The organism is Desulforhopalus sp. IMCC35007 (assembly GCF_005116575.1).
Classification (GTDB): domain Bacteria; phylum Desulfobacterota; class Desulfobulbia; order Desulfobulbales; family Desulfocapsaceae; genus Desulforhopalus_A.
This window is the reverse complement of record NZ_SWCN01000036.1, coordinates 24402-39316: the sequence shown is the minus strand read 5'-3', so window position 1 is coordinate 39316 and position 14915 is coordinate 24402. Positions and strand designations below refer to the sequence as shown.

Annotated in this window: 7 protein-coding genes; all 7 read left to right on the top strand. The window is 48.6% G+C overall.

The features are described 5' to 3' along the window. Positions 1-147 precede the first annotated feature (147 nt). The 7 genes from FCL48_RS22925 (at position 148) to otsB (ending at position 14820) form a co-directional block, all read left to right on the top strand. A complete protein-coding gene (locus FCL48_RS22925) occupies positions 148-540 on the top strand; it encodes a response regulator (RefSeq protein ID WP_136876097.1) in 393 nt (130 codons plus the stop codon). A 1031-nt stretch (positions 541-1571) separates the two neighbouring features. Beyond that, the gene (locus FCL48_RS22920; RefSeq protein WP_136876095.1) at positions 1572-4202 is read left to right on the top strand and encodes a chemotaxis protein CheB; all 2631 of its coding nucleotides are present in this window, start codon (positions 1572-1574) and stop codon (positions 4200-4202) included. A gap of 18 nt (positions 4203-4220) precedes the next feature. Then, a complete protein-coding gene (locus tag FCL48_RS22915) occupies positions 4221-4724 on the top strand; it encodes a PAS domain-containing protein (RefSeq protein ID WP_136876093.1) in 504 nt (167 codons plus the stop codon). Positions 4725-4906: 182 nt separating this feature from the next. Next, positions 4907-7630, top strand: coding sequence for an HAD-IC family P-type ATPase (locus tag FCL48_RS22910; protein WP_136876091.1), 2724 nt, complete (start codon positions 4907-4909; stop codon positions 7628-7630). Positions 7631-8074: 444 nt separating this feature from the next. Further along, positions 8075-9673 carry a Na/Pi cotransporter family protein gene (locus FCL48_RS22905; RefSeq protein ID WP_136876089.1) on the top strand — a complete coding sequence of 533 codons (1599 nt, stop codon included), beginning with the start codon at positions 8075-8077 and terminating at the stop codon, positions 9671-9673. A gap of 1171 nt (positions 9674-10844) precedes the next feature. Beyond that, positions 10845-11633, top strand: a complete 789-nt coding sequence (locus tag FCL48_RS22900) for an HAD family phosphatase (protein ID WP_169309342.1) — start codon at positions 10845-10847, stop codon at positions 11631-11633. Continuing rightward, a complete protein-coding gene (gene otsB, locus FCL48_RS22895) occupies positions 11617-14820 on the top strand; it encodes a trehalose-phosphatase (RefSeq protein WP_136876086.1) in 3204 nt (1067 codons plus the stop codon). Before FCL48_RS22900 ends, otsB begins: the two co-directional genes overlap by 17 nt. Positions 14821-14915: the final 95 nt, after the last annotated feature.

Genomic DNA, 14915 nt, shown 5'->3' with positions numbered 1-14915 from the left:
AAAGTGTGCGTATAAGCTTAATACGTACACGCAAAAAAGGCAAGAAAAAAGCACGGTTTTTCAACTAAACCGTGCTCGTAGGGTTGTTTCTTGGGCTTAAAGTGTGCGCTTTATACGATTTTCAGGTTTCATGGGGAGGTTTAAAAAATGCGTAAAAAAACTGTTTTGCTGGTTGATGATGAGCAACCTGTACTGGAATCTCTTGGCCACTATTTGGAGAGAAATTCCTTTAAGGTAACACCTGTAAGGAACGGCAAAGACGCTTTAACTGCATTCCGTTCTACTCATTTTGATCTGGTGATAACTGATCTCGTAATGCCCGGAATGAGCGGACTGGAACTCGTAAAAGAGATAAAGAAGACCAATTTTGAAACCGGTGCGTTCATCCTCACAGGACATGGCAATATAGTACTGGCAATTGACGCACTTCGTTCAGGTGCGGATGATTTCATTCTTAAACCATGTGATGCCGATGAACTGGTACGTATAATGGAATGCTTCTTTGAAAAACAGGACGTCCTCAAAAAAATAACTCATTAGAAATTTGATCCCCATTCGTACCTATTGCAAAATAATCAGCGAGATGGGTTGAGATAGATGAGAATCTCTCCAATAAGAGTGTTGCGGAGCTGAGCCATGGCTGTTGCCCAGGTTGCTTTGCTGCGCAAACAATTGATTCACCACAGTCGCGAGAATCACAGTCGTTTACTGTTTGAACAGGTATTTCTGATAAGGTGTTGCCCTCACAAAGATGCATGCATGGTGACATCGAAAGCCGGGATTATCGTGTAAGTGTGCCAGATATTTTTCCCTGCTTTTAGCAGCCCGCAATGATGACCCCGGAGCCACATCAATCGAAAATAAGGCTCAGGGCTCCAACCGGGACAGGCACCTTTGCACCGGTGACAAATGTTTCAGGCAATAATATCCAAAATCACCTCCGCCGTGCAGGTTACCTCTGTTGCCACGCAGGCGCAGCTTAACCCGTATGTCACCAATTTCTTGCAAAACCGGGTTGTCTGCTGGCTGACGGAAGTGGTCATTGCAACTTTCATAACAATCGATGTCGATCAGTATCAGTGGAATAGCCAGGGAAGGCAAGATCCTCCAGACTCTCATAGGCCCGGTCCCGGTTTATTCCACTCTCCTGATCAGAGAATCCCACGGAGACTCCGGTTCCAGAATAACTTCGACACGGACCCGGTGCCGCCAGTAGTCTCTGAAATCGCAATTCATAGAGGAAGATTCCATTGATACGCAATTGAAAATAATTTAACCTGACTGTGCGAGGATCATCTCTTCATAAAAGATCGCCTGTTCGCATAAGCCCGTATTGTTTGCCATACACGCAAAATATATGGAGATAGCCACAAGACCTGGCCATCAAAATTTTCAAGATGTAGCCAGATCATCTGCTTATATCCCTCAGGAACTTTTTCAGCGGATACGTGGCGGGTTCGGGAGACTCGGACATGAGGTAATTATGGGACCACACATGTACGAGGCAATCGTACCTTAAAACTCCCCTCGGAATTCTTTTTCATTTCTTCCACAAAAGGAGACAACACACCATGGCAGGCAAAAAAGAAGAACAGGCCCAGAGTGCAACCAAGTCTGCTTCTTCCGGCAAGGTACAGAAAAAAGCAGCCATTACAGGACAATTATCTGTGCCCTGTGGGCCTGCCCCATTTCCCATCGTTGGTATTGGTGCTTCCGCCGGGGGGCTTGAGGCCTTTGAATCTTTTTTTAAAGCAATGCCGGCAACCCCTGGGATAGCCTTTGTTCTTGTTGCCCATCTCGATCCAACCCACACCAGTATCCTGCCTGAGCTTATTCAGAACAAGACCAAAATGAAGGTTTTGCAGGTGACCGACAACATGAAAGTGCAGGCAAATCATGTGTATATCATTCCTCCAAACAAGGAAATGGCCATTCTGAACGGCAGCTTACAGTTAATGGAGATGTTGAAACCACGGGGAGCAAATCTTCCCATCGATAGTTTCTTACGCTCTCTTGCCCAGGACCAGGGCAGTAATGCAAGCTGTATTATTCTCTCCGGCACCGGCACAGACGGAACTCTTGGGCTAAGGGCCATTAAAGGTGAAGCTGGCATGACCATGGTTCAGGATGAAGAGTCTGCCAAATACAATGGAATGCCTCGTAGCGCCATAGCCACAGGACTGGTCGACTATGTTCTCCCTGCCGACAAAATGCCGGAGCAACTGTTGAAGTATGTCAAACATGTCACAGAGACATCAACATCGAAGGTTTTTGATAAGGATGAAAAGCTCCAAAACGGGCTGAAGAAGATCTTCATTCTGCTGCGCGCCGGCACGGGACACGATTTTTCACTCTACAAAAAAAATACCATCCTCCGTCGAATTGAAAGACGAATGCATGTCCATCAACTCGATGATATCGAAGCGTACGTGCGCTACCTCCAGGAAAGCGAACGAGAAAGGGTCGTTCTTTTCAAAGAGCTTTTAATTGGTGTAACCAGCTTCTTTAGAGATACAAAGGCATTTGAACTGCTGAAAAAAACATATCTGCCGACTCTGTTGAAGGAAAAGCCGGAGGGCTATTCTGTAAGAATATGGGTACCCGGTTGCAGCAGCGGTGAAGAAGTGTATTCCATTGCAATGATTATTCAAGAATGCATGGAGGAGATGGGGCATCGGTTCAATATACAGATTTTTGGTACCGACATTGATGAGGAGGCCATCAATGCGGCGCGGGCCGGAATCTACCCGGATTCTATTTCCGCCGACATCAGCCCCGAACGTCTTAAAAAATTTTTCACCAAGGATGAAAATCATTTTAAGGTCAAAAAACTGATTCGGGAAATGGTGGTTTTTGCCCAGCAAAACATCATAAAAGATCCCCCTTTTACGAAACTGGACATGCTCAGTTGCAGGAATCTTCTTATTTATTTTGGGCCGGAGCTACAAAACATAATTCTGCCGATATTTCACTACAGTCTCAAGAATGATGGTGTCCTCTTTCTCGGTTCTTCGGAAAGCATCGGCCACGCCAATGACCTCTTTAAAAGCCTTGATAGTAAGTGGAAGATATTTCAACGCATCTCCTCAGGGCTCTCGGGACGCCCTTCCCTGAATTTCCCAATATCAGGCCAGGTGCTACAGACCGTACAGACAGAAGATTCAGAGCAGCCCAGACCGGTGGAACATGCCGTTAATACCTTGAAATTATTAAAATCAATGCTTGCCCAGAGTGACATGCCACCATGTGTGGTCATCGATGACCTGGCGAACATTCTTTATATCCATGGTCGCACCGGCCAGTTTCTTGAACCGGCGGAAGGAGAAACAAATAATAATATTTTCCAAATGGCACGACCTGGTCTGAAAATTGGGCTCACAAATGCCATCAACAAAACGGCAACCAGCTTGCGTGAGACAGAGATGAAGGGGCTCCAGATCAAGGATAATGGCACCTTTGTGAGTCTAAACCTGATTGTCAGGCCATTGCCTGATTTTCAGACAGGCCGTCACGGGATGATGCTGGTGATTTTTGATACTGGTTCTCCTGATGTGAAAAAAAAGGGTAAAACGGTGTTAGCAAAAAAGGCAAAGAACACAGATGACATCAAAATGCTCGAAGACGAACTACGGTATACCAAGGAAAACCTGCAGACGACCATTGAGGAGCTGGAGACCTCAAACGAGGAACTGAAATCCACCAATGAAGAACTGCAGTCCACCAATGAGGAGTTACAAAGCACCAACGAAGAACTGGAGACATCAAAAGAGGAACTGCAGTCTCTCAACGAAGAATCGGTTACGGTTAATGCTGAATTACAGAGCAGGATTGACGAATTGGTCAAGGCCAATGACGATATAAAAAACCTGCTTGATGCTACCGCAATAGCCGTTATTTTCCTTGATATCGACCTTACAGTGAGGCGTTTCACCCCAACAGTTACGGAGATGTTCCCTCTTACAAAAGCCGATATAGGCCGGCCAATAGAGCACTTTGCCTCGAGTCTGATCGATGTCAACCTGCAGGCCTGTAGCCGCCAGGTCCTCAAAGACCTGGGTCTGCAGGAAACAACCGTGAAGGACACAAAGGGCAAGATGTACCGTATGCGAATCAGGCCATACCGGACCGTAAACAATGTGATTGATGGTGTCGTCATCACCTTTGAAGATATTACGCAGTCCCAACAAGCTGCCTCTACATAAAAAACATGAGATGAGATCATGAAACAGAGAAATGGCGCTGGAGGAAAATTTTCTGACTTACGTAGGCGAGCCCAGGTTTTCTTGACCCAGAATAAAGACAGCACTGCTGTCATGTCTCCGGAAGATATCAAGAATCTTGTGCATGAACTCGACACCTACCAGATTGAGCTGGAACTCCAGAACGAAGATTTACGTCAAGCTCAGGATGACCTGATTCAATCCCGTAAAAGATTTTCAGACCTCTTTGACTTTGCACCGATTGGGTATCTTACTATCTCCAAGAAAGGGCTGATTGTTGAGTGCAACTTGACCGCTGCCCAAATGCTTGGAGTACACAAAAAACGCCTGCTGCAACAACCACTTACCCGCTTTATTGATAAGCCGGATCAGGATGTTTTTTATGAACATGGTCGAAACCTTCTTGATTCACACAATTCACAAAATCACCAAACCTGTGAACTGTGGATAATAAACATGGACGGCAGCTTATTCTACGCGCAAAGCTGGCAATCTTTGGCTTAAAAAAGAGATCCGTCTCGTTGAAAGAGTTTTTGGTGCCCGCTCTACTGTATAACGCATGTAATCTCAAGAAAGAAGAACCATTTACAAGTGGCTTAACACATTGACTTAATGATTTTTTTGCAACAGAGTCGTTATCCCCTCGCCTCTTAAGTTCTGTTGGAGGCGTGCAAGGAGGCCATGAAATGAAGACCCTGACTGACCAGACAAAGGCGCTGTGGCACGTGATGTCCAATCTCGATTTACTGGCTCGATTGTCGGCCAGCGAGAATGGGTTGACAAACGCTGAGGCCAAGGCTCGACTTGAGATTTACGGACGGAATCAACTCCCGCAAAAGCCACCCGCCGCCTGGTGGGAGATCGTTTTACGGCAGTTCATGAGTCCGCTGATCTACATCCTGATCATTGCAGCCATCGTTTCCGCATTTGCCCATCCAGAGGACCTGACTGATGCCATCTTCATTGCCGCCGTACTTATTGTAAATGCGGCCATCGGCGGCTATCAGGAGGGAAAGGCTGAGCAAAGCAGTCGCGCCCTGCAGAAACTCCTCCAGATTCGTGCCTCCGTCCTCCGCGACGGTGAAATATGCGAAATAGACGCCGAGGAGGTGGTGCCTGGGGACATCGTCTGGCTGGAATCCGGCAACCGGGTCCCGGCAGACATGCGTTTGCTCATGACCCATGGCCTTGAAGTGGATGAGTCACTACTGACAGGAGAGTCACTGTCGGTTCAAAAAGATCCCTCCTGGAAGGGTGACACTTTAGCGCAGATGGCGGATCGCCAGAACATGGCGTATGCCGGTTCCATCATCGTCCATGGACGTGCCAAGGGTATCATCGTCGGAACCGGAGCGGCGACCGCTGTGGGACAGCTCGCCCTTGATGTGATGAGCGTCACGGGGGGCAAGCCACCTCTGCTCGTGCGTATGGAAAAATTCACCCATGTCGTGGCCTTAGCCGTGCTGATGGCAGCTGCCGCGATTGCCATCACCGGCGTACTCTTTCGCGGTTATGCCATCAGTGACATGTTTCTGTTTGGCGTGGCCTTAGCAGTTTCCGCCATCCCCGAAGGACTTCCGGTGGCACTCACGGTTGCCCTGGCCATTGCCACCACGCGCATGGCCCGCCGCGGGGTGATAGTCCGCCGTCTCGCAGCAGTTGAGGGGTTGGGCAGCTGCACCCTTATTGGCAGTGACAAGACCGGTACGCTCACTTGCAACGAATTAACGGTACGGGCAATTGGCCTCCCCGATGGGCAAAATTTCGAGGTCACGGGCGAAGGCTTTGTTCCAAACGGTCAGGTGCTCCAGAACGATCTGCCCATCACCTCAGGCACTCATAAGACGCTGGACGATCTGGCCAGGGCAGCGGTGCTTTGCAACGAAGGAAACCTCCACCAGCTCAATGGTTCCTGGATCTGGCGGGGAGATCCAACGGATCTGGCGCTCTTGTCTCTCGGCCATAAGCTCGGACTGGTTCGAGAGGTTATCCTGAGTCAGTACAACCAGTTAAATGAGATTCCTTTCGAGCCGGAACATCAGTATGCCGCCACCTTCCACTCAGGCAAAAACGGCACCTGTGTTTTTGTGAAAGGAGCTCCCGAGCGCGTATTGGCGATGTGCGTATTCAAAGATCAGGAAGTGAGAACTCGTGAACTGCTGGATATCACAGAGTCCATGGCCGAACGCGGCTACCGGATCCTGGCCTTGGCGGAAGGCAGTACCCCGGAAGCATTAGATGTTTCTCAGGCACCTCCAGAGCCAGCGGAGCTGAACTTTCTCGGATTCGTGGGAATGATTGATCCGCTCAGAGCGGGCGTTCGCGAGGCTGTGGCTGCCTGCCACGCAGCGGGTATCACCGTCTGCATGATCACCGGAGATCACCCGGTCACGGCTTTGTCGATCGCGCGCGACCTGGGGTTCGCTGACCGTCCGGAACAAGTCATTACCGGGCGCGAGCTGGAGGGTATGTCGCCGGCGCAATTGATCAAGGCCGTTCAGGGCGTAAAGGTCTTTGCCAGAGCGACACCACGACAAAAACTGGAGCTGGTGAAAGCCGCCCAGCAGAGCGGCCATTACGTGGCGGTCACAGGCGACGGCATCAACGATGCCCCTGCGCTCCGGCAGGCGAATATCGGTGTGGCCATGGGCAAGGCCGGCACAGATGTTGGCCGTGAGGCGGCTGAGCTGGTAATCACCGATGATAACTTCGCCACGATCATAGCCGGTGTTGAAGAAGGGCGTATTGCCTACGACAACATCCGCAAAGTCATCTACCTTCTCGTATCAACAGGTGCTGCAGAAGTGCTCCTTCTGGGCCTGACCATCTTGACAGGCTGGCCAGATACCAGTGCCAGCCTGACTGTACTCCCGCTGCTTCCTGTGCAATTGCTGTGGTTGAACCTGGTAACCAACGGCATTCAGGATGTCGCTCTGGCTTTTGAACCAGGGGAAACCGGAGTCTTGCAGCGGAAGCCGCGACCTCCACAGGAACGTGTCTTCAACCGGTTGATGGTGGAACGTACCCTCGTCGCCTCTGTCGTCATGGCATTGGTCGGTTTTAGTACCTTCTGCTACATGATTGAAGTGGGCGGCTGGTCGGAGGCAAAGGCGCGTAACAGCCTTCTTCTGCTGATGGTGATGTTCGAGATTATCCACATCGGCAACTGTCGCTCAGAAACGACTTCAGCTGTGCGACTCTCTCCTTTTACAAGTCCCATTCTCTTAGGCGGTTCCATCCTGGCGTTTCTTGTCCACATGGCCGCCATGCAGCTGCCATTCATGCAGCGAATTTTGCGGGTCGAACCTGTCGATCTGGTCACCTTTGTATCGTTGCTGGCCCTCTCGCTCACAATCTTTGTGGCGATTGAGATTCACAAATGGTGGTGGAAGGTTCGCCGCATCAGGTAGACCCAAGGGTCAGGGAGTTGCGATGAGCGCCAACTTTTTCAAATTGCATCGTTTAGTGTTGAATAAAGGGAGATGATATGAGTGATTGCAAATAACAACTTCTGTTGTTGAGCCTTTCGCCAGTAGGTTCTCTATCATTATCCCTCAATGAGGGTCATTTTCTGTAGTGAGAGTTTCATCATGAAAAAATATTTTCTTGCCACCATCAGGTGCGAAGCTGATCATCTGTTTGTTGTACCTTTTATTTGCGTATTTTTGTAACAATTTCAGAAACCAGTGTGACTCGACATCATAAGCGTAAAGGTAACGCCAAGACCAAGACCCTGACATAGACGGGAAATAATCCTCATGGTCGTAAATCCCGGCAAAATCGCTTTTGCCTACACAAAAGTTGCATAGTCCCTCAAGACGGAAAGAGATGAAATAATTCACGGAACATCATCTATGGAAACTGTAACACTCATATCCCAGATCCTTGGTGGTCTGGTCCTGTTCATGTTCAGTATCTCAAGATTAAGCGATACAATGAAGAGGGTCGCCAGTATCCGTCTGAAAATTATCCTGGAAAAAGCCACAGCAAGTCCGCTCAGAGGGATGTGTGCAGGAACGATAGTCACCTTTCTGGTCCAGAGTTCGAGCGTAACCGTCCTCCTGCTGCTCGGCCTGGTCAATGCCGGAATCATGAATCTGACCCAGGCGATATATGTCATTCTCGGTTCAGAGATAGGAACCACAATAACCGCGCAGATTGTGGCCTTCAAAATCAGTGTTTACTTTTTCCCCCTGATCATAGCAGGCTTTGTCCTGCGCGTGGCATTTCCTACCCGCGAGAACCTCAGGAACATTGGCGAGGCAATGTTTTTTCTCGGCCTTATATTCCTCTCCATGAAGATCATGTCTGACGGAGCTAAACCACTCAAGGATTATCCGCTTGTACTGGATATTATTTCACAGTTTGGCAGATTCCCGCTCTACGGAATTATCATCGGTGCAATCTTTACCGCAATCACCAACAGCAGTTCGGCGACGACAAGTCTGGTCATCGCCATGAGTATGGAAGGAGTGGTCAATCTGACGTCAGGAATAGCCCTGATAGTCGGTGCAAATATCGGAACCTGCTTTTTGGAACTGATAGCCATTATGGGAACAAATCTCTCAGCCAAACGAACGGGAATTGCACAATTTATCATAAACCTTCTTGGAGCATTGCTGATATACCCTTTTATCCTGCCATTTTCTGAACTCGTTGCCTCCACAGCTCATGATATTCCCAGACAGATTGCGAATGCACATACATTTTTCAATGTGGCTGTCAGCTTTATACTGCTGCCTTTTGTATCAACCCTGATATTCATCTTAAAAAAAATTATCCCTGGAGAGGATATCATTGTTACAGATATCTCACCGGGACTTGATGAGAATATCTTGAAGGTGCCTGCGCTTGCCTTAAACCAGGCGGAAGAAGAAGTTCATAAAATGGCCTTCCTCACCGAAGAGATGTTGAAACTGGTAAGGGCTGCATTCTTTACAAGGGACAGAGATGCCTTGAAAACTATCATGGAATATGAAAAAATCGTCGACGCCTTGCATAACAAGCTTGTTGACTATATGAGCAAAATCAGCACGCTGATGCTGTCCGATAGAGACGCCACGAAAAAACGGGCTATTGTCCATTCCCTGGCCGATATTGAACGGATTGCCGATCTGGCTGAAAATCTAGCGGAATACGCCAAACTTAAAGATATTGTTTTCTCAAAACAGGCAATAAAAGAAATCGAAAAAAGCTTTAGCACTGCTGACAGCGCATACCGTGTTGCTGTTCAGGCGCTCAAAAGTAAACAAGGGGTGGTAATGACGGATGTGCACCTGCCAGAGAATATAACTGCCTCACCGGGACAGGATCATAGGAAAAAACATTATGGCCGACAGGAACAAAGAAACGGGATAACCGGCCTGGATGTCTTTTATCCTGCGGTGTTAAGAGATCTCGAACGGATTGGAGATCATTCCTATAATATTGTCGAGCACTTCAGCGACCTCTGATTCACAGGCTATAGTCAAAGACAACCGCAACACCACCTTCCCTGAGGCCGGTTCAACAATGAACCTTAAACCTTATTTCCTCATTTCTTGGACAACTCTGATTGTATGAGTCAGAGATTACCGAATGCAATACCAACTGATTGTGTTCTCTCATATGGCCTCGTCAATGTCCCAAAAAATTGTGGATTTTTGTAAATCTTATTTTGTTCAAAGGCCCTGCTAATCCTACACCTGCCTCTCATCCATTCTGCAAAATTTTATAGATGAGCTGCAAATTTTGTAAGTTCGGTAAATATTATCCTGTCTTAGTTGTGTTTTTTCGCGGCAACCAGCTGATATTACAACTGTTAGTTCCGTACCACTGTTGGCGGCATGTTTTATGCATTAAATATAGGTAAGACTGTGAAGGCTATTGCACTTACCGGCAGAATAGACAGGTACCACCTGAAGACAACAGGGGGAAGTCGATGGAAAAAAAAACCGGATATCAGCGTATGGTGTTTTGTACCCGTTTTTATCGGGATACCGCTCCTCCAGCAATGCTTTGCTGCGGGGCCTGTCAAAACTGTACCATATAGTGCGTTATAGCAGATGGTACTGGATGGCAGGATTGCTGAAATAAAAACCAGGGAATCCGAGCTTCTGACTCAACTCAAGCAGGCTCTGCCAGATGAACTCTGGAAGATCTCTACGATTTTGGCTTGAACCTGAACAGGCTAACGACCTTACTCGCTGTACTGTGATTTTTTTTGGGGTGAGGCAAGGTAAACCGATCGGCAGTTTGCTCTGGTTGCGTGTCCCGACTGTCAAATTTTTTGTAATCTGCCTAGCTGTTATTCAAAAGAAGGCGGAACAGCACTGTGGCGGCGGGTTTATATCGAATGGAAAAAAGAAGGTCTGTTCCCCGAAGAGCTGCCGCAACCGATGCGGCAGCTTGAGTAAAGTACAGCAAACAATAAATAAGCTGGCACAAGTACCTCGAAGTTGTTCCCTGGTTCGCTATCTGGGATCTTTCCATGGCACTAATGTTAACCTTTTATCTAGATTTATCGTTTATCTTATTAATTTAAGAAGAAAAATAATAAAAAAAGCATCCTGAGAAAAGTGTGTCAACCGGATGGAACCGGTGTCGGAGAGCACGCTTGGTGACGTAGTCTTAATGGGGAGCTTAATGGTGAAAGGTAAGAATAAACAGCCGAATGTTGAAATAGATCTGGACAAATATGAGGCGGCGATTTTGGATATGGACGGCGTGGTAACTGACACGGCCCGTGCTCATGCGGCCTCATGGAAACAGATGTTCGACGCCTATCTCAAGGAGCACTCGGCCAAGCGTGGATGGAGGTATAAGGCCTTTGACGATATAAAGGATTACTACCGCTATATAGATGGCAAACTGCGTTATCAGGGAGTTGCAAGTTTCCTGGAATCAAGGGGTATAGTTCTCCCCTACGGAAATCCAGACGATCCACCAGACAAGGAAACCGTCTGTAGCCTCGGCAATCGGAAAAACCGTTTTTTCCATGACTACCTCAAAGAAAACGGTGCCAAGGCATATCAATCGACCATCGAATTTCTGCAAAACCTTAAAAATAGGAAAATAGCCACGGCAGTCATCTCGTCCAGCCGCAATGCCAAGGCGGTGCTCACAGCCGCTGGTGTCCAGGAGCTTTTCCAGGTTATGGTCGACGGCGTGTATGGCGCTGAACACAATCTTAAAGGGAAACCGGAACCTGATATTTTCCTGGAAGCGGCCAGACAACTCAACGTTGCCCCAGAGACCGTCCTGGTGATAGAAGACTCAATTTCCGGTGTTGAAGCCGCTAAAAAAGGTGGTTTTGGCCTTATTATCGGCATAGATCGTACGGGCAGAAATACGGAGATAAAAAATCATGGTGCCGACCTTGTCGTAACCGATTTATCGGAAATAAGGAGTGAGAAACATGAATACCCATCATGATACTACACTGCCGTCGGCCATTGACAATAAAGACAAGATCATAGAACGACTGTGCGGAGGAAGGCCTGCTATCTTTCTTGATTATGACGGTACTCTGACACCCATCGTCGATGATCCCGCCCAGGCTATTCTTGACGAGAAAACCCGACAACTGCTCAAAAAACTGGCAGCGCACTGGACCGTCGTGATCGTCTCGGGGCGTGCGCTGGATGATGTCAAAAAGCTGGTCGGACTCGATAGCCTTGGGTATGTCGGCAGTCACGGCTTTAATCTGCTCGGACCTGAAAATTCGTTTCATGAGAAACCAGGCGAAATTTTTTTGCCGGTCCTTGACAGGGGCGAAAAGGATTTGAAGGCAGAAGTTAATGGTCTTGAGGGGGTACGGATTGAACGTAAACCGTTTGCCATTGCAGTCCACTTCCGGCAGGCTGCTGATGATATTATCCCGGAACTGGAGCAGCGGATCGATGCGGTTGTCGGTCGCCATGCAGACCTGGTTAAAACCGTTGGCAAAAAAATTTTCGAGTTACGTCCAAAGGCTGACTGGGATAAAGGCAAGGCCCTACTTTATCTGTTAGAAAAACTCTATATCGACAGCTCGCGCGCCGTTCCCCTGTATATGGGGGACAACACAACCGATGAGGATGCCTTTCGCGCCATTGCAGATCGGGGAATCGGCATACTGGTAAGTGATCATACAAGGGAGACAGCTGCCCGCTATGTCCTCCGTGATCCCCATGAAGTGGTCTTGTTCCTTGAAGAGCTGGTCAGGCTTTGCGAAAAAATGGCCTCCGTCAATGTCTGGTCGCTTACCTATGAGGGCTTTGAACCGGATTCAGAAAAACTGCGCGAAACCTTGTGCACGACCGGAAACGGATATTTCGCCACCCGGGGCGCGGCACCTGAGGCTGAGGCCGACAGCATCCATTATCCCGGCACTTATGTGGCCGGGATATACAATCGCCTCAAGAGTAAAATTGGTGATCATACCATTGAAAATGAAAGTATGGTCAATGTGCCCAACTGGCTGCCCCTTACCTTTCGCATTGAAGATGATAACTGGTTTGCGCTCGAATCGGTCGAAATTCTTGAATATCGTCAGGAACTCGACATGCAGCACGGCGTGCTGGTCCGTGTAGTGCTCTTTGAGGATGATAAAAAGCGCCGGACAAGGCTGACGCAGCGCCGTTTTGTTCACATGCGCTATCCACATCTGGCAGGTCTTGAAACGACCATTCTACCGGTAAACTGGTCTGGAACCCTGCATGTACGTTCGGCACTGGACGGACGGGTGAAAAACACCCAGGTCAAACGCTACCGGCAGCTCAATACCCTGCATCTCAACCACCTGCAAAGTGATGGGCAAACTCATCTGATCTGGCTTGAGGCCGAGACAAATCAATCCCACATCCGGATTGCTGAAGCAGCCCGAACCGAACTCTTCTATAAAAAAGAGATGATCGACCCGCCCCGCGAGGTTCTCATGGAGGAAGGTGGATACATCGCCCATCAGTTCTGCACGGCTGTCAAGGCGGGACTACCGTTGCGGATTGAAAAGATTGCTTCTCTCTATACCTCAAGAGATGCTGCTGTTTCGGATTGTCTAACCGAAGCGCGGACGGCTCTTAGCCATGCTGAAAGTTTTGCCCAACTTCTCGAGCTTCATACCCTCGCCTGGAACCATCTCTGGACACGCTGGCGGATAGACATCCGCGCACAAAACCCACGCATCAAACGGATTTTAAACCTGCACATCTTTCACCTGCTTCAAACAGTATCGCCCAACAGTGTCGATCTGGATGTCGGAGTACCGCCACGCGGTCTGCACGGCGAGGCGTACCGCGGGCTGATCATGTGGGACGAAATATTTATCTTTCCAATCTTAAATCTTCGTATTCCCGATATTACCCGTGCACTGCTGAAATACCGATACCGTCGTATCCCACATGCCCACTGGGCGGCCAAAGCGGCGGGTTATAGAGGGATTATGTTCCCCTGGCAGAGCGGAAGTGATGGCCGGGAGCAGGTGCAGACCCTGCATCTGAATCCTGAATCGGGTCGCTGGATTCCCGACAACACCAAACTTGAGCGTCATATCAATATCGCCATCGCCTATAATACCTGGCAGTATTATCAGGTAACCGGAGATATGGATTTTATGTCCTTTTACGGTGCTGAACTCATGCTCCGGATCGCACGGTTCTGGGCCGCCAAGACGTCCTACAATGAATCGATGGGCCGCTATGAAATCCGCAAAGTCATGGGACCGGACGAGTTCCATGACCGATATCCGGGCAGCGAAGAGACCGGTATCGATAATAACGCCTATACCAATGTCATGGTGGCCTGGATATTCTGGCGGGTACTGGAGCTGCTTGAAATACTTCCAGGCGAGCGCCGTACATTCATCATGGAAAATCACAAAGTCGGGCAGAAGGAGCTGAATTCCTGGTATGAAATCGGACATAAGCTTCGCATTCCTTTCCACGGGGACGGCATCATCAGTCAGTTTGAACGTTACGATCAACTCAAAGAGTTTGACTGGCAGGGCTACCTGAAAAAATATAATAATATCCAAAGACTTGATCGCATTCTGGAGGCAGAAGGAGAAAGCCCCAACGACTACAAAGTATCCAAACAGGCTGATGTCCTGATGCTCTTTTATCTGCTCTCTGCCGATGAGCTATGTCGAATTTTCGAAAGGCTCGGCTATGATTTTAACCCCGAAACCATTCCGGACAATGTCGACTACTATCTCAAACGAACCGCCCATGGATCGACGCTGTCCCGTGTGGTGCATGCCTGGGTTCTCTCCCGTTCAAAGCGTGAGATGTCCTGGCGGCTCTTTCAGGATGCACTTGAAAGCGACATAGAAGACATTCAGGGCGATACCACCCATGAAGGCATTCACCTGGGGGCTATGGCCGGGACGGTGGATCTGATCATGCGCTGTTACTCCGGCATCGAGTGCCGGGGTGATATTTTGATTTTCAGCCCCAGACTACCTTCAGAATTAGAAAGTGTAGAATTCAGCATCATCTATCGTCGGAACTGGCTGGATATAAAAATTGACCAGGACCGGATCATACTGTACAGCCGACCACACAATGAAGGTTCTGTGAAAATTGGATATGCCGGGACAACACAGCAGCTTTCCCCAGGAGACAGGGAGGTATTTGATTTGTAAGAGATTAGCAGATTGCAGGCCGGGTGGTACGAACGCCTTGTCAACAGAGGTTGTGGACGTGGAAAGTAATCATATTGATTATTTCAGATAACAGG